This is a genomic window from Neisseria bacilliformis (genome assembly GCF_014055025.1).
GTDB lineage: Bacteria > Pseudomonadota > Gammaproteobacteria > Burkholderiales > Neisseriaceae > Neisseria > Neisseria bacilliformis.
Genome location: NZ_CP059571.1, coordinates 1,167,851 through 1,188,394 on the forward strand (window position 1 = coordinate 1,167,851; position 20,544 = coordinate 1,188,394).

General features: G+C 59.5%; 23 protein-coding genes and 1 other RNA gene. 9 read left to right on the forward strand and 15 right to left on the reverse strand.

Annotated elements, in window-relative coordinates:
• The first annotated feature begins 35 nt into the window (after positions 1-35).
• The 7 genes from H3L91_RS05895 (at position 36) to H3L91_RS05925 (ending at position 6,843) form a co-directional block, all read left to right on the forward strand.
• Positions 36-665 (forward strand): hypothetical protein, encoded by a 630-nt coding sequence (locus tag H3L91_RS05895; protein WP_007342687.1) that lies wholly within the window; start codon positions 36-38, stop codon positions 663-665.
• Between the two features lie 156 nt (positions 666-821).
• Complete coding sequence (locus H3L91_RS05900; RefSeq protein WP_007342688.1) at positions 822-1,259, forward strand: hypothetical protein; 438 nt, start codon at positions 822-824, stop codon at positions 1,257-1,259.
• A gap of 124 nt (positions 1,260-1,383) precedes the next feature.
• Entirely contained in the window at positions 1,384-1,647 is a 264-nt protein-coding gene (locus H3L91_RS05905) for a hypothetical protein (RefSeq protein WP_244958487.1), read from the forward strand.
• 324 nt (positions 1,648-1,971) lie between these two features.
• A complete protein-coding gene (gene pntB, locus H3L91_RS05910) occupies positions 1,972-3,357 on the forward strand; it encodes a Re/Si-specific NAD(P)(+) transhydrogenase subunit beta (protein ID WP_007342692.1) in 1,386 nt (461 codons plus the stop codon).
• A gap of 26 nt (positions 3,358-3,383) precedes the next feature.
• Positions 3,384-4,157, forward strand: coding sequence for a uroporphyrinogen-III synthase (locus H3L91_RS05915; RefSeq protein ID WP_007342693.1), 774 nt, complete (start codon positions 3,384-3,386; stop codon positions 4,155-4,157).
• Positions 4,154-5,644, forward strand: a complete 1,491-nt coding sequence (locus tag H3L91_RS05920) for a uroporphyrinogen-III C-methyltransferase (RefSeq protein WP_007342694.1) — start codon at positions 4,154-4,156, stop codon at positions 5,642-5,644. The genes H3L91_RS05915 and H3L91_RS05920 overlap by 4 nt, the downstream gene beginning before the upstream one ends.
• Positions 5,641-6,843, forward strand: coding sequence for a heme biosynthesis HemY N-terminal domain-containing protein (locus tag H3L91_RS05925; protein WP_007342695.1), 1,203 nt, complete (start codon positions 5,641-5,643; stop codon positions 6,841-6,843). The genes H3L91_RS05920 and H3L91_RS05925 overlap by 4 nt, the downstream gene beginning before the upstream one ends.
• 49 nt (positions 6,844-6,892) lie before the next feature.
• On the opposite strand, the gene H3L91_RS05930 is transcribed toward H3L91_RS05925, so the two are convergent.
• On the reverse strand, positions 6,893-7,054 hold the full coding sequence (locus H3L91_RS05930; RefSeq protein ID WP_182109896.1) for a hypothetical protein: 162 nt from the start codon (positions 7,052-7,054) through the stop codon (positions 6,893-6,895).
• 423 nt (positions 7,055-7,477) lie between these two features.
• Here H3L91_RS05930 and H3L91_RS05935 point away from each other — a divergent pair, with 423 nt between their 5' ends.
• Both H3L91_RS05935 and H3L91_RS05940 read left to right on the forward strand, forming a co-directional pair.
• Positions 7,478-8,809, forward strand: a complete 1,332-nt coding sequence (locus H3L91_RS05935; protein ID WP_007342698.1) for a sodium/glutamate symporter — start codon at positions 7,478-7,480, stop codon at positions 8,807-8,809.
• A 145-nt stretch (positions 8,810-8,954) separates the two neighbouring features.
• A complete protein-coding gene (locus tag H3L91_RS05940) occupies positions 8,955-9,995 on the forward strand; it encodes a lysozyme inhibitor LprI family protein (protein WP_007342700.1) in 1,041 nt (346 codons plus the stop codon).
• 802 nt (positions 9,996-10,797) lie between these two features.
• Here the strand turns inward: H3L91_RS05940 and H3L91_RS05945 are convergent.
• From H3L91_RS05945 to ssrA, 14 genes are all read right to left on the reverse strand, one after another.
• Positions 10,798-12,504, reverse strand: a complete 1,707-nt coding sequence (locus H3L91_RS05945) for a DUF927 domain-containing protein (protein ID WP_182109898.1) — start codon at positions 12,502-12,504, stop codon at positions 10,798-10,800.
• 95 nt (positions 12,505-12,599) lie between these two features.
• Positions 12,600-13,385, reverse strand: coding sequence for a DUF7146 domain-containing protein (locus H3L91_RS05950; protein WP_007343961.1), 786 nt, complete (start codon positions 13,383-13,385; stop codon positions 12,600-12,602).
• Positions 13,386-13,886, reverse strand: a complete 501-nt coding sequence (locus tag H3L91_RS12345) for a primase-helicase zinc-binding domain-containing protein (RefSeq protein WP_007343960.1) — start codon at positions 13,884-13,886, stop codon at positions 13,386-13,388.
• Positions 13,883-14,137: a hypothetical protein gene (locus H3L91_RS05955; protein WP_182109900.1), complete on the reverse strand. Its 255-nt coding sequence runs from the start codon at positions 14,135-14,137 to the stop codon at positions 13,883-13,885. Before H3L91_RS05955 ends, H3L91_RS12345 begins: the two co-directional genes overlap by 4 nt.
• A gap of 107 nt (positions 14,138-14,244) precedes the next feature.
• Positions 14,245-14,574 carry a hypothetical protein gene (locus H3L91_RS05960; RefSeq protein ID WP_007342703.1) on the reverse strand — a complete coding sequence of 110 codons (330 nt, stop codon included), beginning with the start codon at positions 14,572-14,574 and terminating at the stop codon, positions 14,245-14,247.
• A gap of 277 nt (positions 14,575-14,851) precedes the next feature.
• Positions 14,852-15,259 carry a terminase small subunit-like protein gene (locus H3L91_RS05965; protein WP_007342705.1) on the reverse strand — a complete coding sequence of 136 codons (408 nt, stop codon included), beginning with the start codon at positions 15,257-15,259 and terminating at the stop codon, positions 14,852-14,854.
• Positions 15,246-15,551: a hypothetical protein gene (locus tag H3L91_RS05970; RefSeq protein ID WP_007342706.1), complete on the reverse strand. Its 306-nt coding sequence runs from the start codon at positions 15,549-15,551 to the stop codon at positions 15,246-15,248. Before H3L91_RS05970 ends, H3L91_RS05965 begins: the two co-directional genes overlap by 14 nt.
• An 81-nt stretch (positions 15,552-15,632) precedes the next feature.
• Positions 15,633-15,920, reverse strand: coding sequence for a helix-turn-helix domain-containing protein (locus H3L91_RS05975; RefSeq protein ID WP_007342707.1), 288 nt, complete (start codon positions 15,918-15,920; stop codon positions 15,633-15,635).
• Positions 15,921-16,014: 94 nt separating this feature from the next.
• Positions 16,015-16,248, reverse strand: a complete 234-nt coding sequence (locus H3L91_RS05980; protein WP_007342708.1) for a helix-turn-helix transcriptional regulator — start codon at positions 16,246-16,248, stop codon at positions 16,015-16,017.
• Between the two features lie 170 nt (positions 16,249-16,418).
• On the reverse strand, positions 16,419-17,201 hold the full coding sequence (locus tag H3L91_RS05985) for a hypothetical protein (RefSeq protein WP_007342709.1): 783 nt from the start codon (positions 17,199-17,201) through the stop codon (positions 16,419-16,421).
• 147 nt (positions 17,202-17,348) lie between these two features.
• A complete protein-coding gene (locus tag H3L91_RS05990) occupies positions 17,349-17,714 on the reverse strand; it encodes a helix-turn-helix domain-containing protein (protein ID WP_007342710.1) in 366 nt (121 codons plus the stop codon).
• A complete protein-coding gene (locus tag H3L91_RS05995) occupies positions 17,711-18,019 on the reverse strand; it encodes a type II toxin-antitoxin system HigB family toxin (RefSeq protein WP_007342711.1) in 309 nt (102 codons plus the stop codon). Before H3L91_RS05995 ends, H3L91_RS05990 begins: the two co-directional genes overlap by 4 nt.
• A 651-nt stretch (positions 18,020-18,670) precedes the next feature.
• Entirely contained in the window at positions 18,671-19,846 is a 1,176-nt protein-coding gene (locus H3L91_RS06000; protein WP_007342714.1) for a tyrosine-type recombinase/integrase, read from the reverse strand.
• Positions 19,847-20,124: 278 nt separating this feature from the next.
• Positions 20,125-20,487: a transfer-messenger RNA gene (gene ssrA / locus H3L91_RS06005) on the reverse strand.
• Positions 20,488-20,544 lie beyond the last annotated feature (57 nt).

A 20,544-nucleotide genomic window follows, 5' to 3' on the forward strand; every position in this document is an offset into this window, starting at 1 on the left:
ACAAAAAAAAAACCGCAAAACGCAAAGGCGCAACCATGAAATACATCCATACCACCGATGACACCCTCGAACACCTGAAAAAACAGGCCAAAAAGCAGCAGGCCAAACACGGCGGCCAAATGAACGCGCTTTTGGGGGCAGCGGCCAAAGAAGCCGGCTACCAAAACTGGTCGCACGCCCAAGCCTGCCATGCCGCAGGCGAACGCTACGGCCGCACCCCGCTCACCGAAGAATGCCTCACCTTGGAAGAACACGTCCGGCGCGGCGAAGACTACGTTACCGCCACCGGCTTCGAGACCGCCGAGCCCTCCGCCTTCCTGCTGTTCACCACCGACCACGGCGACGGCTGGCTGTACGACGTGTTCACCCGCCAAGCCCTCTGCCTCGTGCGGCGCGAACGCGAATGCCCGATTGCCCCCATCCGCTACGAAAACCGCCGCTTCATCATCGAATGGGACGGCGAAATCGACCAGTCCACCCCCATCCCCAGCCTGATGCCCGCCACCGAAGCCGCCCGCGCCAAACTCGGCGCGGCCGCCATCTTCCCCGAATACGTCGGCCTGATGCTCGACGACTTGGGCAAACAGGCCCAGCGGCAGGCGCGTGAGTTTCACAGCCAAACCGCAAACGAAAACGGCGCGGCGGAAAACGAACAGGCCGTCTGAAAGCGCAGTTTCGGCGAAATCAAAAACCGCATTAGAGATTTCAGACGGCCTCCGAAGCAAGCGCAGCGCGGGGCATCCGCAGGGTGTGCGGCTTGCCACACACGCAGCCTCCGAACGCCAAAGGCAGCCTGAAAAACACAATCAGGAAAAAACACCATGCTCACCCCCCAACTCATCAAAACCCTCGCCAAAATCTACCGTTGGGAAAACCAAAACGACGAAGACGACGGCAACCCCGAAGAAACCGCCGTTTTCCACCGCCTGCTGGACACCGTCCGCAGCGCTGATGCCAACGAAACCGCCCATGCCCTCATCAAACGCCTAGGCAGCGAAAAAATCCTGCCCGGCAGCAACGAAACCGACCGCACATGGCTGGTGCGCATCCTGGCCGAACCGGGCGTGCTCCCCAACCGCCTCGCCCCCGATTACAGCATCCTGCATGCCTTTTACCCCTACGACCAAATCCGCCGTTACGAAGACGAACTGCACAGCCGCCTCCCCGCCCGCGCCGACCCCGTCTTCCCCGCCTCAGCCTGGCACGGCGCACCGGGCATCAACGAAGGTATCGTGCGCGAACTGACCGACGGCTTATAAACAATGCCGAACAAGCAAGCGCAGCGCGGTTCATCCGCAGGGTGTGTGGCGCAGCCGCGCACACGGTTGCCGAACCGCAGAGGCCGTCTGAAAAACGGCATTGAAGATTTCAGACGGCCTGTCAATGGCTAAAAACGCGGGCGTTGCTTGGGCGACATACCCTACACCATGCGGACTGCACTTGCTGAAACAGAGCAACCACATGAAAATAATCAGCAAATTTAAAGATTTCTACGACTTCAAAGTCGCTAAATACGGCACAGACCCCATTCCGGTGTTTGACCGCCGCGCCCGCGCCGATTTGCCCGCGCCGTTGCCCGACAGCATTAAAATCACCGGCAAAGGCTTTGATGCCAAGCATTCGTTCCGCCCGAAGATGAAAAAATAAGCAAGCGCAGGCCGGATTATCCGCAGGGTGTGCCGCCCCGAGGCGATGCACGCGGTTTCCGCCCCAAAGGCCGTCTGAAAGCCGGGCAAACCGCCCGACGCCGAAAAAAAACAGCCCGTTTTCCCCAATCATGCCCAAAGTCGGATAAGATGCCCGCCTTTGCAGGCAGGACGGCATGCAGGCCGTCTGAAAACACGGCTGCGGCGCGGCTCAATCCCGTTTTTCTGTTTTCAGACGGCCTCAAAGCCAGCCTGAACGCGCAGCTTTAACGAAGCTGAAACCACCGGTTTCTTTACCAATCCGACCCGTTAAGGAGAACACGCAATGTCCCAAGGCTTTGTAACGGCGGCATATATCGTTGCCGCCATCCTCTTCATCTTCTCGCTGGCAGGGCTTTCCAAGCAGGAAACCGCCAAGCAGGGCTGCTATGCCGGCATCGCCGGTATGGCTGTCGCCCTGTTTGTAACCGTGTTTGCCGAGCAGACGCAGGCCGTCGGCTGGATCATCATCGCCATGCTGGCGGGCGGCGCAATCGGCATTTACAAGGCCAAAAAGGTGGAAATGACCGAAATGCCCGAGCTGATCGCCCTCTTGCACAGCTTCGTCGGCCTGGCCGCCGTGCTGGTGGGCTACAACAGCTACATCGAGCCGGGCAGCGTGCCGCACGATATGGAAACCATCCACCTGGTCGAAGTGTTCCTCGGCATCTTTATCGGCGCGGTTACCTTCACCGGCTCGCTGGTGGCCTTCGGCAAACTCAACGGCAAAATCAGCAGCGCGCCGCTGCAATTGCCGCACAAACACAAATGGAACCTGGCCGCACTCTTGGTGTCGTTCGTCCTGCTGCTGGTGTTCGTGTCCGCAGGCGGCAGCGGCTTCGCCCTGCTGCTGATGACGGCAATCGCCTTCGCCTTCGGCTGGCATCTGGTCGCCTCCATCGGCGGCGCGGACATGCCGGTGGTTGTCTCCATGCTCAATTCCTACTCCGGCTGGGCGGCGGCGGCGGCGGGCTTTATGCTTTCCAATGATTTGCTGATCGTAACCGGCGCGCTGGTCGGCAGCAGCGGCGCGATTCTGTCCTACATCATGTGCAAGGCGATGAACCGCTCCTTTGTTTCCGTGATTGCCGGCGGCTTCGGCACCGACGGCGCGGCCGCCGCTGCGGGCAGTGAGGAAGTGGGCGAATACCGCGAAGCCACGCCCGCGCAGGTGGCCGAAATGCTCAAAGAGGCCAAAAGCGTCATCATCACCCCGGGCTACGGCATGGCCGTGGCGCAGGCGCAGTATCCCGTGGCCGAAATCACCGAGCTTCTGCGTAAAAACGGCACCGAAGTGCGCTTCGGCATCCACCCCGTCGCCGGCCGCCTGCCCGGCCACATGAACGTGCTCTTGGCCGAGGCGAAAGTGCCCTACGACATCGTGCTGGAAATGGACGAAATCAACGGCGATTTCCCCGAAACCGATGTGGTGCTGGTCATCGGCGCAAATGACACCGTCAACCCCGCCGCGCAAACCGACCCCAACAGTCCGATTGCCGGCATGCCCGTGCTGGAAGTGTGGAAAGCCAAAGAAGTCGTCATCTTCAAACGCTCGATGAACACCGGCTACGCAGGCGTGCAGAACCCGCTGTTTTTCAATGAAAACAGCGTAATGTGCTTCGGCGACGCGAAGAAAACGGTGGACGAGATTCTGGCCGACCTCAAAAAATAAGGCCGTCTGAAAACAGGCGGGACGCATTGCGCCGTCCCGTCTTTTCCCGTTTTGCCGCAATCCGTTTCCAAACCGCCATGCCCACCCTCCTCATCGTCCGCCCGCCCGAACAGGCCGCCGCCGACCTGCGCATCTGTGCCGAAGCCGGCTGGCGCGGCGTGGCCGCCGCCCCGTTTGCCGTCGAGGCCGACCCCGCCGCGCTGGCCGCGCTGCCGCCGCGTTTTCAGACGGCCGACGCCGTGTTTTGGGTCAGCCCCTCCGCCGTGGCCGTGGCCGCGCCGCATCTGGATTTTTCAGACGGCCGCAAAGCGCAGATTACCGTGGGGCAGGGCAGCCGGCAGGCTTTGCAGACATATTGCCCGCACCCCGTTTTGTCGCCCGACACCGGCAGCGACAGCGAAGCCGTGCTGCGCATGGCGGTGTGGGACAGCCTGCCGCGCGGGGCAAACGTCCTGATCGTGCGCGGGAAAGGCGGGCGCGGCTTTCTGGCCGACAACCTGCGCCGGCGCGGCTTTGCCGTCGGGTTTGCCGAAGTGTATTTCAGACGGCCGCAAAGCATAAACTGGCAGGCCGTGGCCGAAGCCGAACCCGACGCGGCATGGGTGGCCTCCGCCGAAGCGGTGCGCGGCCTCTTTACACAGGCCGGGCCGGCGTTTACGCAAATCCTGCAATCCTTGCTATACTTCACCAACCATCAGCGCGTGGCCGATGCCTTATATGCGGCGGGCGCGAAACGGGCGGCCGTGGTCGGAAGACTGGCCGCCGACACTTTAAAACGTTACACGGAGCAAAGCCGATGAGCGGACAAGAAACCGACAAAGCCGTAGAAAACGGCAACGAAGCCAGCGAAAACCCAACCCCCACCGTTTCAGACGGCCGAAACGCAAACAGGCCATCTGAAAACGCGTCCGCACCGCAGCAGGAAAACACGAAACCCGCCGCGCAGGAAGAACGCGAAACCGCCCAAACCCAAGCACCCGCACCCGTCATCATCCAGCAGTCCGGCGGCAAAGGCTTGGCCGCCGGCGCGCTGGTGCTCGCGCTCCTCGCTTTGGGTACGGGCGGATTCCTGTTCGTGCAGGGGCAGAACGTGTTGAAAACGCAGGAAATGGCCTTCAACCAGAAAATCGATCAGGCCGCCGTGGGCGAGAGCGAAAACGCCAAAATCCTGCAAGAAACCGGCCGCCGCCAAAACGAGCTGGCCGCCGCCCTGATGCAGCTTTCCGAAGGCCAGCGGGCGAATAAGGAACAAATCGACAACGCCGCCGCCGCCTACCGCGAACTGCTGCGCAGCCGCGCCGACTGGCTGGTGGACGAAACCGAAGCCACGCTCAACATGGCCTCGCAGCAGCTCCTGCTGTCGGGCAACGTCCCCGTGGCCGTTACCGTATTGGAAAACATCGAAGGCCGTCTGAACCGCTTCGAGCAGGCAGACCTGCTGCCCATCAAACAGGCGGTGAGCAGCGATTTGGCCGCCCTGAAAAACCGCCCCTATCTCGACGTTACCGGCACCGCCCTGCGGCTGGACCGGCTGGAAACCGCCGTCTCCGGCATGCCGCTGGTGCTGGAAAGCACCTTGCAGCCGGGCGCGGAAGAAGCCGCCCCGCAGGACGACCCGAACGCCTCGTGGTGGCAGCGCACATGGAGCAAAACCCTGCACGGGCTGGGCGCGCTGGTGGAGGTGCGCAAACTCGATAACAGCGACGCCATGCTGCTTGCCCCCGAGCAGGCGTATTTCGTACGCGAAAACCTGCGCCTGCGCCTGATCGACGCCCGCACCGCCCTGATGCAGCACAACGGCGAAGTGTACCTGAGCGACCTCAACGCCGCCGAAACCGCCGTGCGCCGCTATTTCGACACCAACTCGCCCGCCACGCAGGCATGGCTCAAAGAGTTGGCCGAACTCAAATCGCTGGACATGCGCCTGGTTTCCAACGACGCGCTCAAAGCCAGCCTCGCCGCCGTGCGCCAGTATCAGGACACCGTGCGCGGTACGCAGGCCGTGCCGTTGCCCGAGGCCAAGCCCGCCGCCCCGGCCGAAAACGCGGCTTCCGCCTCCGCGCCCGCACCAGCCTCCGCGCCCGCAGTAAGGCCGTCTGAAAACGAAGCCTCCGCCCCCGCCGCGCAAACCGCGCCCGCCGCTGGGCAGGCCGCCTCCGCCCCCGCCAAAACACCCGAGCCGGAAAAAGCCAAAGCGGATGAAGCCAAAGCCAAACCCGCCGAAAACGCCAAACCCGCCGAACACAAAGCCTCCGAACCGGCCAAAGCGAAAGGCGGTGCGGCATGAAAGCACTGCTTTGGATACTCATCCTGTTCGCCGCCGCCGTCGGCCTGTCCGTCGCCTCCACCATGTTCAGCGGCAACGTCTATTTCCAAATCGGCGCGACACTGGCGCGCGTGGATCTGAAACTGTTCGTGCCCGCGCTGATTCTGGCCGTCGTTCTGTTCTACATACTGGTGCAGTTTCTCGGCGGCCTCGCCGGCATCCCCGCCCGCCTGCAACGCTTCGGCACATCCCGCAGAGAGCGCAAAGCAGGCATCGGCCTCAACGCCGCCGGTCTGGCCTATTTTGAAGGCCGCTACCAAAAAGCCGAGCAGGAAGCGGCGAAAGTGTTGAAAAACAAAGAAGCGGGCGAAATCCGCGCCCTCGCCCTGATGATCGCCGCCCACGCCGCCGACCGCATGAACGATGCCGAACTGCGCGGCCGCTATCTCGAAGAAATCGCCGAACTGCCCGCCGACCGCCAGCTCTCACGCTACCTGATGCTGGCCGAAGACGCGCTCAACCGCTGCGACTACCCCGCCGCCGAAAGCAACCTTGCCGCCGCCGCCAAAATCAGCCCCCGTCTGACCCGCCTGCTGCGCCTGCAACTGCGTTACGCCTTCGACCACGGCGACGCCGAAGCCGTGCTCGCCCAAACCGCCGAACTGGAAAAACAGCACGCCGCCAACACCGGCGAAGCCGCGCAATACCGCGACTGGGCCTATCGTCGCCTGCTGGCCGGCGCAAGCGACGCCGACGGTCTCAAACGCGTGCTCAAACGCATCCCCGACCCCCTGAAATCCGGCAGCCTGTGCGCCGCCGTGGCCGAAAAATACGAAAACCTCGGCCTCTACCAGTCCGCCGCCGCCTGGGTGGAAAAATACTACCCGCAAAACGGCCAGCCCGCCCTGCTGCCGCCCTTCGTGCAAAGCGTGGCCTACCTTGCCGACAAAGAACAGCGTAAAGCCGTAGACGCCGCCGAAGGCTGGCTGCAAACCCGCCCCAAAGACGCCGACCTGCTGGTCAGCCTCGGCCTGCTGGCCTACGGCAAACAGCTTTGGGGCAAAGCGCAGGGCTACCTCGAAGCCGGCATCGCCGAACGCGACACCCCGCAGGCACGCCTCGCCCTGGCCAAAGTCTTCGACCAAACCGGCGACACCACCGGCGCGGAAAACCAGCGTTTGCAGGCTCTGGCTCTGGCGCAAAACGAAACAGACAGATAAATAAAGCGGCAGCACGCAAAAGGCCGTCTGAAAAACCGCAAACGGTTTTTCAGACGGCCTCTGCCGTTACGTAGGGCGTGTCGCCCCGAGGCGACGCACGCGGTTTTTGGTGTGTGGCGGAAATATCGATGAGGCCGTCTGAAAACGCAGTTTTAGCGAAGCCCAAAAACCGAATCCGCTTTTCAGACGGCCTGTTTCCCATCCAACCCATGCCGAATCCAAGGTAGGGTGTGTCGCCCCGAGGCGACGCACGCGCTCCCTACCGCTTCAACAAATGCGCGCTTTTCCAAAAAGCCCAAACCGCGTGCGTGGCTGCGCCACACCCCCTACCTTAGCGGCATAGGCCGAAAAGCCTAGTTTCCAGATTTTCAGACGGCCTTTGAATGGCAGGAAACGCGTGTGCTGCCTTTGGGTGGAAAGCCGTCTGCGCGGATGCGTTTCCCGTGTGTCTGCCATAAACCGTCAATAGGGGCATAAAAGACCGTCTGAAAACCCAAACACGGTTTTTTCAGACGGCCTTTTCCTTTGGCGGGGCAGTTTGTGCCGCCTTATCCTTTTTTGACAAAGCCTGACGCTTGCCCTAATATCGCGCCTTAACATTTTTTTTGCTTTGCACAAAGATTGGAGCTGTTTCATGCAAAACACCGAATGGGTGTTCAATGGTTACTACACCCTGATTGCCGCCACCATCGTTCTGCTCATCGGCAGGCTGATGGTGAAAAAAATCAAATTCCTGCGCGATTTCAACATTCCCGAGCCTGTGTCCAGCGGCCTGCTGGCCGCGCTGGTGCTGACCGTTCTGCATGCTTTGTTCCAAGTGAGCTTCCAGTTCGACAAATCGCTGCAAACCGCCTTTATGCTGGTCTTTTTCACTTCCATCGGCCTGAGTGCCGATTTTTCCCGCCTCAAAGCGGGCGGCCTGCCGCTGATTGTGTTCACCATGGTTGTGGGCGCGTTTATCCTGGTGCAGAACTTTGTCGGCGTCGGTTTGGCGACGATGATGGGCAAAGACCCGCTGATCGGGCTGATTGCCGGTTCGATCACGCTCACCGGCGGCCACGGCACGGCCGGGGCGTGGGGCAGCATTTTTGAGAAAAACTACGGCTTTGTCGGTGCAACCGGCCTGGGCATGGCGGCGGCCACCTTCGGGCTGGTATTCGGCGGCCTGATCGGCGGCCCGGTCGCCCGCCGCCTCATCAATAAAATGGGGCGCAAGCCGCTGACCGAGGAGGAACAGGAAAAAATCAGCCTCAACATTGCCGACGACGATCCCGACAAAAGCACCGACGATATGTTCGAGCGTGCCGAGCAAACCCGCCTGATTACCGCCAATTCCGCCATCGAAACGCTGGCCATGTTCGCCGCCTGCCTGGCCGTGTCGGCCATTATGTACGACGTGTTCCGCCCGTATATGGTCGGCATCCTCACGCCGCTGGCCGAGGGTGCGGACGGCATGGCTGCCCGCGTCGCCACCCGCGTCGCGCTGGCGATTGTCGGCATGCCGCAGTTTGTGTGGGCACTGTTTGCCGGCGTGATTCTGCGCAACGTGCTGACGCTGGGCTTCAAAATGAATATGTTCGACCGCGCCGTGGACGTGTTCGGCAACGCCTCGCTGTCGCTGTTCCTCGCCATCGCCCTGTTGGACTTGAAACTGTGGCAGCTGGCCGACCTTGCCGGCCCGATGGCCGTCATCCTCGCCGTGCAAACCGTGGTCATGATTCTCTATGCCACCTACGTTACCTATGTATTGATGGGGCGCGACTACGACGCCTCCGTGCTGGCGGCCGGACACTGCGGCTTCGGTCTCGGCGCGACGCCCACGGCAGTGGCCAACATGCAGTCCATCACCCAAAACTTCGGTCCCTCGCACAAAGCCTTCCTGATTGTGCCGATGGTGGGCGCGTTTTTCGTGGACATCATCAACGCCCTGATTCTCTCCGGCTTCGTCGATTTCCTGAAACAATAAACAAACTGTAAACAGTGAGCAAAAGCACCTGCTGCGGCTTAACCTGCACGGGTGCTTTTGCTATGATGGCGCGACTTTTCAGACGGCCTTCCTTGTTTGAGGCCGTCTGAAAAACCAACCCCGACACAGCCTGCAAAGGATACCCATGACCGCCAACCGCCTTTCCGTCCTCACCGCCGCCGCCCTCGTCTGCCTGCTGGCCGCCTGCGGCAAAAAGGAAGACCCCAAACCGGCCGATCTGGCCTGCGCCGACCCCGCCGTTTTGCAAAACATCCGTGACAACCTGCAACAGGCCATAAAAGGGCAGGCCAGAACCTTTGCCGACAACGACATCCGCCATTTCGTCGATGCCGACAAAGTCATCGCCGCCGCCTCCGAACTCACCGTCTCCCTCAACAACCCGCAGCAGGACAACAGCGGCACACGCTCCTTCTGCCAGGCCGAACTGGCCGTCGCCGTACCGGCGGCCATCCTCCAAACCGCCCACACCAACGCCCCCCTCATCTACGGCGACAAAGCCCTCGACAAAGTCATCGCCGAACGCATCCTCGGCAGCGGCCTCGCCTACAACAACGGCACTTTCGCCCAAACCCTGAAATACACCCCTGAAAAACAGGAAAACGGCAGTTTCGGCATCCAATACGCCGAAAACGGCCTCGACACCGCCGCCAACGCCCTGTCCGGCACCCTGCTGCCCTACGGCGTCAAAAGCCTGCTGCTCATCGACGGCAAAGCCGTTTCCATCGAAGACGCGCTGAAACAGGCGAAAAATGGCGGCAAAATCGAAATCATCGAAGAACCCGCCTCCGCGCCGGCCGAAAACGCCGCCTCGACTCCGGCGCAGAACACCCCGCCCGCACCCGACGCACCCGACATCCTGCCGCCGCCGCGCGAATCAGAACCGCCCAAACCCGCCGTGTCCGAAGCCGAACTCGACTCCGCCCGCAGCGACCAGCAAGCCTCCGAGCGCGAAATCAACGCCGTCTGGCGCGGCCTCAACCCCACCGTCCAACAAAGCCTGCAAGACGAACAGCGCGAATGGATAGGCCGCAAAAACACCGCCTGCCGCCGCGCCGCCGCCAAAGCGGACGACCCCGCCCGCGCCGAATACCTGCGCCTGCAATGCGACGCGCAGCAAACCCGCGAGCGCACCGGCTATCTGCGCGGATTCGGCGAGGCCGAGTAGGCAGTTCGGTTGCAGCAGACAACAAAAAACCGCTAATCCTTTGTCAGATTGGCGGTTTTTGTCATTCGGCATGTACAGGTCTGTTGGCATCCAACGTTTTGGCGGTTTTTACGTCCTAAAACGACATCTGCCGCGTTGAAAATACCCTCCGCCACACGGCAGGCAACAAAAACCGCTAAATCTTTGTCGGATTAGCGGTTTTTGTCATTCCTGCATACGCCGGAATAGTGGGTTTGGTGGAGGCGGGGTACTTCGTACTTTTTAATTAAATAATTGATTTAAATAATTTTAATTTTTATAAATCTGCAAATGTTACCCCAAAAGTTACCCTATAATCGCTTGGTAGGGGGTGTTTGCCGCTTCTGTGTGTGGCCGTCTGAAAATACGGTTTCAGGATGATGAAGCGGTTGGATGGGCAAAGGTGTTATTGTTAATTTAATGTTAAGATTGCAGGGTGTGAAATATATAAATTGCGCAAAAATGGTTGTTATGGTTGTTATGGTTGTTATGGTTGTTATGGTTGTTATGGCTTTGTTTTTAATGTATAAATTTATAACATCCTGAAAAAGCCTGGTTGTTATAGTTGTTATAATTTTGACTTTTTTGCTGGTATTTTTGAGATAAAAGTCTCATCTATGCTTTTGGTATTTATCATTATGATATTACTAAATTAGGCTGTTTTCTTAACGTTAGTTTAACAAATGGTCTTTTGCGGGTTTGGCAAAAAAAAAACCGCCCTTTTCGGGGGCGGTTTACGATAGTTGTGTTCTTTGAGGCCGTCTGAAACCTTGCAACGGGATTTTCAGACGGCCTTTTTCATTCCTCGGGCGGTTTCTGCGCCTGCCAGTACATAAAAGCGGCCTTTGCCGTATTTCTTGCATTTCCAGCGGCCATCCGCCGCTTTCATCATCCAGCCGATGCCGTGCAAGACGGCGCAGGCTTTGTTTTTGTCTCTGCCCTTCATGATTTCGTCCTCGAAAATGACGGGGATTATCCAGTATTCGGCCTTTTCGCCCTGCCCGTTGTCTTTGCGGTAGCCTGCATGGTCGCGGTTGGTGTATTCGTCGCGCCAGTCGGCAAAGCGCAGGCCGTGGGCGTGTTGCTGCATGAAGGCGGCCATGTTGCGGATGATTTGGTGGTCTTCATGTTTGCCGCTGCCGTTGTCGGCGTGCCATTCGTCAAAGCATTGCTTGATACCGGCCATGCCGACACCGGCAGGCAGGGCGGTTATGTCGGCGGCCAGTTCCAGCGCGGCGGCGGCAAGGGCGAAGCGGCGGGCGACGCGGGCGGCTTGGCCGTCCATCTCGGGCAGGGCGGCAAGGAATGCTTCAAAGGCGGCGCGGATGGTGTCGGCGGGCAGGGTTTGCAGTTTGGCTATCCATGCGCGGATGGCCGTGCCGTGGTATTGCCGGGCGGCCTGTTGCAGGTGGTCGGCAAGGGCTGCGCCGTTGGGGTGGCCGTGCAGGGTGTCGAAGATGCCGTAGCGGGCGGCGGCGCGGATGCTGGGAAGGCGCACGGCCTGCCCTGCTTCCCATGTTTCGCCCGCCCGTTCCATGTAGGCTTGCAGGGCGTATTCGCCGGTTGAGAACAGCAGGATGCGCCATTCTTGGGCGGGGCGGTTGCCGCCCTCTTTCGCGCCCTGAATCTTGGATTTGCCGTTGATGACGGAATAGGCGGTTTTGCTTACGGTTTTGGGGTGGGCTTCGCCGATTTCGTCGAGAACAAGCAAACCGTCGTTGCGGGCAAGGGCGGCATTGGAAAAGCCTAAATCCGTGCCGCGCCATGCGAGTTTGAGGGCGGCGGGCGTGCCGTAGACGGACAGGCCGACAAGGGCGGCGGTGGTTTTGCCGTCGGATGAGTCGCCGTAGATGTGGAAGCCGCCGTTTGCTTCGCCGAACAGGTGCAGCAGCGGGGCGGCCAGTGCCGTGCCGATTGCCAGCAGCAAGCGGGAATTACCGGCGGCGCGGGCGGCTATTTCGCGCTGCCAGTCGGCAAGGCTGCCGCTTTGGGTGTAGGCGGGGGCGGGGTCGCCGTTGTAGATGATGTGTTCTTTGTCTGAAACGATGGTTTCGCCGTTGGGCAGGATGTAGCCGCCGCCGTGCCAGCCTGCTTTATCGGTTACGGTGTATGGGGTGGTTTGGCCGTCTGTTTGCAGGTAGTCGGCCAGCAGTTCGCGTTTGCGCCGTCCGCTCATGACGGTTATGCCCCATCCTTGCAGACGCTGCCAGCTTGGCGGTGTGCCGATGTCGGCGCAGGATAGCGCGGCGGTTTTGCTTTGGCGGGTGAGGGTGTCCCGCCATTGGATGATGCGGTAGTAGTGGCCGCCCGCGTCGATGCCCCGCCCGATTAGTTCGATTTGGTCGGACAGGCGCAGGGGCGGTTTTTCGATGATGCCGCCGTCTTTGTCGGTTTCAATGTGGCAGTAGTAAACGCCGCTGCGGGTGCAGTCGTAGTAGGGGCGGTCGGCCACGGGTTCAAAGTGGGCTAACGGGTCGTTTGCTGCGCTCATGGTGTCTGCTTTCTGTGTTTGCTGCGCCTCTGTTGCGTTTTCCTGCGGTTTGGGCGCATGGGTAAGGGGGTGGGACGTCTGAATGGGGAAGCGGGCTATACGGGCGGTTTTGGGGCGTTTGTAGCGGCCTGCCGCCTGTTCAGTTCGTCCAGTGCGTCAAAGCCCGCTGTTTCAGGCTGCCAGATGCCGCCGCCTATGCCTGCGCGGGCAGCGCGGCGGGTGAGGGCTTCGGCGGCCTTGCGGCCTGTTTGACTATGGTCGTTGTCGGCGGCGATTAGCAGGGTTTCCGTGCCGTGCGGCCATTGCAGGTTTTGCAGGCCGTGGGCGGACAGGGCGGCTATGGCCGGTGTTTGGAACAGCTGCCATGCGGCAAGGGCGGTTTCTATGCCCTCCGCTGCGATGATGCGGCCTTGAAAATCGGGCGGGTAAAGGTGTACCGCCGCGCCGTGCAATGCTCCGCCGTAGCGGGCGGCCATTTTCTTGGCGGGCAGGGGGTCGCCCGTGTCGGGGTGGATGCCTGCGAACTTGCGCCCGTCTGTTTGCAGGTAGGTTTTGTGCAAGCCCTGCAATGTGCCGTCGGGGGTGCGGATGGCGGCCAGCATGGCGGGGCAGCTGCCGATGCAGGCGGGGCGGTTGTCGGCGCAGCGGGTTATCCAGTAGGGCAAGGCGGGGCAGTAGCGCAAATCGGGGCAGGCGTCGAACAGTTCGGGCGAAAGGCCGCGCCCTTTGAGGTACAGGGCGGCGGGCGTGCCGTCTATCGGGGCGGCGGCGTTGAAAAGGCGGATTAGTTCGGGCTGTTTGTCGGGTTTCGGCTCGGGGCTTTCAGGCTGCCTTGCGGCGGGCGGGTTTTCAGACGGACTCATGCCAAGCAAGGCGGCCACTTAGCGGGCGGCTTCGGCAAATGTCCAGCCATACACCAGCATGAGTAAATCAAAGCCGCTGCCGCCTTCGGGGGTGCATTGGTTGCAGATGTAGCCGCCGCCGTCTTGGTAGTCTGTGTAGCGGTAGCGGTCTTTGCCTCCGCAATGGGGGCAGGGACGGTGTCTGCGTTTGTCCAGCAGGTCGGCGGGGATGCCTAGCGCGGCATGGATGGCAGGCCAGCGGCCTTGCGCGGCGGCTTTGAGGTCGGATAAGTCGGGGCGGTTCATTCGGCGGCCCCTATCAGGATGGCGTCGGGGGCTTGCGCCGCGAAAGAAGAAGGGCGGCAGGGTTTGGCTGATGTGCCGTTTGATAACGGGATGGCGGGCGGCGTAGATGTCGCAGGCGGCTTCCGCTTCTTCGCGGGTGGGAAACTCGCCGATGGGGGCGTAGCACTCTGTGTAGGCTTCTCCGGCCACGGGGCGGGGGTTGGGGATGGTTACAACGGCGATATAGGGTTTCATTGCGTTCTCCTTTCGGGCGTTTCGGGCAGGATGCCCATGCTTTCGGGGCTTGCGCCTGCCGCTTCCAGCACGGCATGCAGCAGGCTGCGCATTTGGGCGGCGGTTGCTTGGTTTTCGGGATGCGGGCAGGATGTTTTGCCGCATATCGGGCAGGGCGGCAGATCGGCGATGCGTTGCAGTTCGGCAAAGTCTAGATTCAGCCTGCGCAGGCCGTCGGCCAAAATGGCGCGGTTGGCGGCTTCGGTGTCCATGTGCGGCCTTTCTCCCGCCGTGGGGGCGCAATACGGGCTTTTGTGCGGCGGGGATGGGTAGGGGGGATGCCCGCAAAGGCCGTCTGAAAGCCTCTGCGGGGGTGGGATTAGGCTGCTTCGCTATCGGATTGCGCTGCCGCTTCGGGAAGCTCCCAAAGGGCGGTAGCCAAATCAAAGCCGTTTATGTCGTCGGCTTTGGCGATAAGGTCGTCAAGTATGATTAGCTGCCGTGCGATAAGCGGGTCGCAGTCGCCCAAAAGACGGAAAACGGTGTCTTTGATGGTGGAAGCGTGTTGCACGAATCCCGCCAAATCATTCAGGCCGTGAGCGGCCTGTTCGGCAAGGGCGCGGGGAATGGTTACGGTTTTTTCCTGATGGGAAACGGGGGAAGTTTGGATTGAAGATTGCGCGGCTGCGCTGGTTTGAAGTTTTGCCATTTGATGGCCTCCTATACGGTTTGAGATTTGAGAATGCCCATATGGGGGCGGGTGCTCTCTCCGGCGTATAGTCCGGCGCGGTCGTTGCCGATACCGCACACCCGCCATAACTTGACGGCTGCGCCTGAAACAGGCGGCCTTTGGGAAATGGTGGCGCAAAAAAATCTGCAAGCCGTGCAGATTTCGGCTATACGTGTTGAGAGAGAATCTGCATTCTGCAATCTCTGCGGGGGTTTGTCAAGCATGGCAAGGCCGCTGTAGTCGAGTATCAGGGCGTTCACGGCTGCCCCTCCGTCTTTTGCGGCTCGCTGAAAATGTCGGCAAGGCTGCGCGTTTCCACTTTGACGGCCACGCCTGCGGATACGTCCACGCGGTCGCCGTATTTCTTGGGCGCAAGGCGGGCGGCCAGCCATTTGCGGGCATCTATCCGCGCTTTGGCTTTAGCTACTGCGGCGGCTTCCGGCTCGCATGAATCGGCAATCTCGATGATTTCATCTGCCAGCATATCGGCCTGCATCTCGCGCGCGTGCGCGTATCTCTCCGAAAATTCCGCGCTTTCGGCTATCCAGCGGTAAACGGTGGACTGCGCCGGCATGGCTTTGCTGCGGCAGATTTGCGCCATGCTCTGCCCTGCGGCCAGCAGCTCGCAGATGCGTTCCATGATGTCGGCTTTATCGGTTTTCATGCTGCTTCTCCGTGCTTTCGGTTGTGGGGCCTATACCGCGTTTTTGCGCCTCCGATGCCAGCAGGTCGAAAACCGCGCTAGGGGTTTTGCGCTTGGTTTCCAACACCAGCCAAACGGCGGCGGGGTGCTGCGCGATGATGTCGGCAAGGGCGGCTTTTGCGGCGCGTTTGGTCGGGAAATAGCCTAATGGGGTAAAGGTGTAATTCAGGCTGCCTTCTCCGCTTGGCAGGGCATAGGCGGCAAGGCAGGGTTTGGGGGCGGGCGGGTTGCGCTTGGGTTGTTTGGCTTGCATGGGGTTGTCTTTCAAATCGGGGACTGCATGGGATTGACGTTGCAAACGGGGTTTGCATGGGGTTGTTTTCGCATTTGCCTTTCAGGCTGCCAGCGTGAATACTCCGCGCTTGACGGTGTGGCCGTGTTTGTTTTCAAACGGGCGCATGGTGCAGACAACGGGGAAGCCTGCCGCCCTGATTTCGTTGATGCGGGCAGTAAAGGCCATGATGCCCATCTGCGCGGCCTCGTAATGGGTGAGGCTTTTGCCGCTTTGCAGGACGGCCAGAATTTCGGCGCATTGGCTGTTGGGGCGGAAGGGGTTACAATGGCGGCTCGCTTTCTGTGCCGCGCCTGAAATGCCTTTGCCGGTGTTTCGGGCGTTTTTCATGCGGTTTCCTCCATTGGCGCAACTACATAGGGTTTGCCGTCGGCATCTATCAGGCATAGGGGCCTGCTGTGGAATGGGATGTTTATCAGGGTATTCATGCCTGCCCCTCCGCTTGCTGTTGCAGCCATGCTTTGATTTCGCCCGCCACATAGAAACGGCTGCGCGTGCCGGTGATTTGGCGGCTTTGGGGGAATAGGCCGCGCGATTCAAGGCGGCGGATTTGTGAGGCGGACAGGCGGGTAAGCCCGCGCCGTTTGCGTGCCGCGCTGGTTTCCAGTTCGGCAATGGTAAGCTGCGCGTTGTTGTCGATGTTGTCTAGGTTTTGCACGGGTTGTCCTTTCGTTGCTGGTGTTGCGATGGGCGAAAGAATAGCCGCCCTTGCGGGGCGGCGTGAATGTTGGCAAATCGGTTTTTCAGGGGATTTTTTGCAACGTGAAAAACGGGTTTTTCGGGCTTTGGCCGTTACGGACAAAATGCCTTTTTTGGGGGTTTGGTCGTTTACTCTTTGTATTGCAAGATGATTTCGTCTAATGCGTATATCATGGCGTTGCCCATTTCGGGGCGGGTTTCGGCAATGGCCGTCAGCATCTGCCGCACGGCTGCCAGCATCTCGGGCAGGGGGCGGGCTGCGGGCAGGGTGGCGGCCTGCCGCAATGTTTCAAGATGCCGCCTGTGTTCCAGCTCCGCCCGCGCGGCCTTTTCGTTTTCGGCCTGTTGCCTGATTTTTTCCTTTACCCGTTCGGTGAGGTGGTCGGCAATCCATCTTTCCGTTATGTCCTGCTTTTCGTCTTCGCGGATTTCGCGGTACATGGCGGCGCGGTACAAATCGAAGGTTTGGCGGTTGTCAGGCTCTATGCTCAATTCCGTTCGGACAATCTGCCATATGTTGAACAGTATCTGCCGCCTGCGCGGGTTGCCTTTGGCGTTGCTCTGCGGGTTGGTGTGCGGGAATGATTCAAGGGCTTGCAATAGGCCGTCGGCACGGATTCTGAACAGTTGGCCGCTGTATGTGTGGGCGTGAAAGCGCAGCAGGTCGGCAATACCGGCTTTTGTCCGCTCTGCCGCCTTGCAGATTTCGGGAAGGGTGTAGCCCGGATTGTCCGGCAGGGCGGCCAGCCGTTTTGCGCAGTATTGCAGGGAAGGTTTCGGAAGGCGGATGCCGCGTGATTTGGTTATGCGTTCCAAAATGTCCAGCAGCATGGCGGCGGGATGGATGCGGAAGGCTTCGTGATTGGTTTCTGAAATTTGCGGGGTGAGGATTTCACGGTCTGCAAAAAACATATTCAAGTCCTATCGGGGGAAGGGGTAAAGGCCGTCTGAAAATTTCAGACGGCCTCGATATTTTCAATAATCCAAGCAAAAACGGGCTGCCGGATAAGGCCGCATAAGCGCAAAAAACACCGGCGCGGGGGCTGGTGTTTTCAGACGCTACACGGTTCGTATCAGGATGTCGGCGGATATGCCAAGCTCCGAATGCAGGCGGCGGATCATGGCAAGGCTTAACGGGCGTTTGCCGCTGAACACTTCGTAAACGCGGTTCGGCCTGCCGATGATGCCGCCCATGTCTTTCACGGTCAGGCCGCCTTGCTCCATGCGGAACTTGATGGCCTCGATGGGGTCGGGCGGATCAATCGGGCAGTGTTTGGCCTCGTATTGCTCCACAAGCGCGGCCAGCACTTCGCAGCGGTCGGCCTCGTCTTGGGTCGCGTTGTCGGGGTCGTTGTCGAAAAACACGCCCAATTCTTGCAGGGCGGCGCGGTAGTCCGCATCGGTTCGTATGGGTTTGATGTTCATGATTGCGGCCTTTCTACCGTTTCCGCGTCCACTTTGTCATATTCGGCATGTGTGCCGATGAATTTGATGTAGCCGTATTGGGCGGCAAACCAAAACGCCACGATCAGGCGGTAGCGGTTGCCCTTGATGTTGAAAACAACGCGGTTGTTTTTCAGGATGCTTGCGCTGCCGAACTGCCGCTTGATGTCGTGCATGGTGCACCATTGGGCGGTCTTCGCTTCTTCATGCCACGCTTTCAGGGGCTGTTCCGCGTCGGGGTGCGTTTCCCAAAATGCCCGCAGGGCGGATACGGATATGATTTTCATGCGGGCAATATAATCCCGTTTCGGGGTGTAGTCAACCGCGTTCTTGCGTATGCTGGGATATTCGCAAAAATCCCGCCCCTGTTAGCAAATGTTATTATTCAAACACTATCGGGCGGCGATTATGGCGGGGGACAGTGCGGAGACGGCAAATTGGCGAGTAGAACTTGAAAAAACTTGAAATTCAAAACGGCATTTGAGGCCGTCTGAAACCTTGCAACGGGATTTTCAGACGGCCTTTTCAAGTGCGATGCCGTTTCCCGCCCCTATGTTGCGTTTTTAGCGCGGTTAAATGCGCTGGCAATGGTAGGTAGCGGGCAGGGTGCAAAATCAATCCTAGCGCGTTCTGGGGGTATTGGCGGCGGTTTGGCTTTTCAGGCTGAAAACATAACAACCATAACAACCTGAAAACGGCAGTTGTTATGCAGGTTGTTATGTTTTTTTCTTTTAAAAATAAATAAGTTAATACCAAACATAACAACATAACAACCTAAAACGCGTTTTTTCTCGCGCGTATAGCGTTTTCGGAAGAAACAATCAGGCATGATTGTTTCCTGATGGGAAACTTTTGCGCGCAAAAACAGCGTTTCTAGCGCGATTCCCTTGTGCATGGGAAAGCGGCAGAAACGCCGTGCATTTCCGGGGCGGGAAACGCTATTTTTTCAGCTCGTCCAGATAATCCGCCCATGCCTGCATCATCTGCGCCCGTTGCGGCAGGTATTGCGCTTTGTTGTAGGCGGCGCGGGTTTGGTTCGGCTCTTTATGGGCAAGCTGCCGTTCTATCCAGTCGCGGTTAAAACCCATCTCGTTCAGCCGCGTGCTTGCGATATGGCGGAAGCCGTGCGCCGTCTGCCTGCCCTTATAGCCCATGCGTTCAAGGGCTTTCCTGATTGCCCCTTCGCTCAATACCCGCCCGCTGCGGGCAAACACAAATTCATAATGCCCCGTAAAAGGGCGCAAATCCTCAATCAGCTTCACGGCTTGGCTGCTTAACGGCACGGCAAAATCCAGCCCGTTTTTCATATCCCGCCCGTCTTTCTCCCAAAGGGCGGCGGGCAAGTCCAGTTCCGCCCATCTCATCAAACGCAATTCAGACGGCCTTGCAAACGCCAGCGGGGAAAGCCGTAACAGCGTCCGCACCTGCGGGCTGCCCGTGTAGCCGTCAAAATCCAGCAGCATCTGCCGTAACTCTGCCGTGTCGGACAAATGGGCAAAGTTCCGCTGTTGCACCTCTGCCAGTTCCGCCCGCAGCTCGGATGCAGGGTTGTAGGGAATCAGGTGCAGGCGCACGGCATAGCCGAAAACCTGATTTACCACGTCAAACACTTTGCGGGCGGTATCGTTCTTGCCTGCCGCTTCCAGCCTTTGCAGCGTTTCCAATACCCGCAGCGGCTCGATACCGTCCACGGGCAGGCCGCCAAAAGCGGGGAAAACGTGCAATTCCAAGCTGCGCAAAACGCGCTTTGCATGGCCATCCGTCCACTTGTCCGGCTTGGCGCACTGGTCGGCGTGCCAGCGGCGGGCAACAGCCTCAAAGCTGCCCAAAGCCTGATTATTGCGTTGTTTCGGGTCTATGCCCTGTTCGATCAGGCGGCGCACCTCCTCACGTTTTGCCCGTGCCGCCCGCAGGCTTACCGCCGGATAAACGCCTAAGCGCATCTCCTCACGCTTTCCCGTCTGCGGATGGTAGTAGCGCAGCCGCCAGTACTTCCCGCCCCTGCCAGCCTGCAAAGTCAGCCCGCCGCCGTCGGCAAGCTGCGCCGTGCCGCTTTCGGGGATGGCAAGGCGTTTACATTGGGCGTCAGTCAAAGGGGTAACGGCTTTCGGCATTTTGGGGTAGCTTTTGGGGTAACATGAAAAACCGCTGCAAGCATTGCGGCACAATGGATTGCGCGGTTTTTGGGGTAACTTTCGGCAAAAAACGGCCTGTAATTTGCCTGCTTTTTAGGCAGGTTTTAGGGTGGTTTCGAAAAAGTTACCCCAAAAGTTACCCCATAAAGCACGGATACGCAAGAATACGCCAGCACACGGCAGGTAATAAAAAAACCGCTAAATCTTTGTCGGATTAGCGGTTTTTGTCATTCCTGCATACGCCGGAATAGTGGGTTTGGTGGAGGCGGGGGGAATTGAACCCCCGTCCGAAAGTCCTCTACAAAGCGTTCTACATACTTAGTCTTGCCAACTTGGAATCTTGTTCCCCTCGCGCCGGCAGACGGGCTCTCGGGAAACCAGTTACCTTAGATCTTATTTCCCGCCAAGTAACCCGGCGGAAAACCAGTCAATGTGGGATGACGTTGCGGCGGGTTGCCCCGCACAGCCCATTGACAAGCTGCTGCAACGGCAGGCCTTAGGCGGCCAGTGCGTAAGATTCGTCGTTTGCGACTATTTTCGTTCAGTGTTTTACGGGAAATCTGAGACCCCGGTATGCCCGCATCTGCTTCGCAACCCCCGTCGAAACCAAGATCGCCCCCAGATAGGAAGGGCGGATTATACAGGATTCGGCCGAAGTTTCCATATTCTGTATTTCT

Excerpts from the sequence above, each read along its gene's own strand:
- H3L91_RS05895 (WP_007342687.1), top strand. The coding sequence starts at position 36 with ATGAAATACATCCATACCACCGATGACACCCTCGAACACCTGAAAAAA.
- H3L91_RS05900 (WP_007342688.1), top strand. The coding sequence starts at position 822 with ATGCTCACCCCCCAACTCATCAAAACCCTCGCCAAAATCTACCGTTGG.
- H3L91_RS05905 (WP_244958487.1), top strand. The coding sequence starts at position 1,384 with ATGGCTAAAAACGCGGGCGTTGCTTGGGCGACATACCCTACACCATGC.
- pntB (WP_007342692.1), top strand. The coding sequence starts at position 1,972 with ATGTCCCAAGGCTTTGTAACGGCGGCATATATCGTTGCCGCCATCCTC.
- H3L91_RS05920 (WP_007342694.1), top strand. The coding sequence starts at position 4,154 with ATGAGCGGACAAGAAACCGACAAAGCCGTAGAAAACGGCAACGAAGCC.
- H3L91_RS05925 (WP_007342695.1), top strand. The coding sequence starts at position 5,641 with ATGAAAGCACTGCTTTGGATACTCATCCTGTTCGCCGCCGCCGTCGGC.
- H3L91_RS05930 (WP_182109896.1), bottom strand. The coding sequence starts at position 7,054 with ATGGGTTGGATGGGAAACAGGCCGTCTGAAAAGCGGATTCGGTTTTTG.
- H3L91_RS05935 (WP_007342698.1), top strand. The coding sequence starts at position 7,478 with ATGCAAAACACCGAATGGGTGTTCAATGGTTACTACACCCTGATTGCC.
- H3L91_RS05940 (WP_007342700.1), top strand. The coding sequence starts at position 8,955 with ATGACCGCCAACCGCCTTTCCGTCCTCACCGCCGCCGCCCTCGTCTGC.
- H3L91_RS05945 (WP_182109898.1), bottom strand. The coding sequence starts at position 12,504 with ATGAGCGCAGCAAACGACCCGTTAGCCCACTTTGAACCCGTGGCCGAC.
- H3L91_RS12345 (WP_007343960.1), bottom strand. The coding sequence starts at position 13,886 with ATGAAACCCTATATCGCCGTTGTAACCATCCCCAACCCCCGCCCCGTG.
- H3L91_RS05955 (WP_182109900.1), bottom strand. The coding sequence starts at position 14,137 with ATGGACACCGAAGCCGCCAACCGCGCCATTTTGGCCGACGGCCTGCGC.
- H3L91_RS05960 (WP_007342703.1), bottom strand. The coding sequence starts at position 14,574 with ATGGCAAAACTTCAAACCAGCGCAGCCGCGCAATCTTCAATCCAAACT.
- H3L91_RS05965 (WP_007342705.1), bottom strand. The coding sequence starts at position 15,259 with ATGAAAACCGATAAAGCCGACATCATGGAACGCATCTGCGAGCTGCTG.
- H3L91_RS05970 (WP_007342706.1), bottom strand. The coding sequence starts at position 15,551 with ATGCAAGCCAAACAACCCAAGCGCAACCCGCCCGCCCCCAAACCCTGC.
- H3L91_RS05975 (WP_007342707.1), bottom strand. The coding sequence starts at position 15,920 with ATGAAAAACGCCCGAAACACCGGCAAAGGCATTTCAGGCGCGGCACAG.
- H3L91_RS05985 (WP_007342709.1), bottom strand. The coding sequence starts at position 17,201 with ATGTTTTTTGCAGACCGTGAAATCCTCACCCCGCAAATTTCAGAAACC.
- H3L91_RS05990 (WP_007342710.1), bottom strand. The coding sequence starts at position 17,714 with ATGAACATCAAACCCATACGAACCGATGCGGACTACCGCGCCGCCCTG.
- H3L91_RS05995 (WP_007342711.1), bottom strand. The coding sequence starts at position 18,019 with ATGAAAATCATATCCGTATCCGCCCTGCGGGCATTTTGGGAAACGCAC.
- H3L91_RS06000 (WP_007342714.1), bottom strand. The coding sequence starts at position 19,846 with ATGCCGAAAGCCGTTACCCCTTTGACTGACGCCCAATGTAAACGCCTT.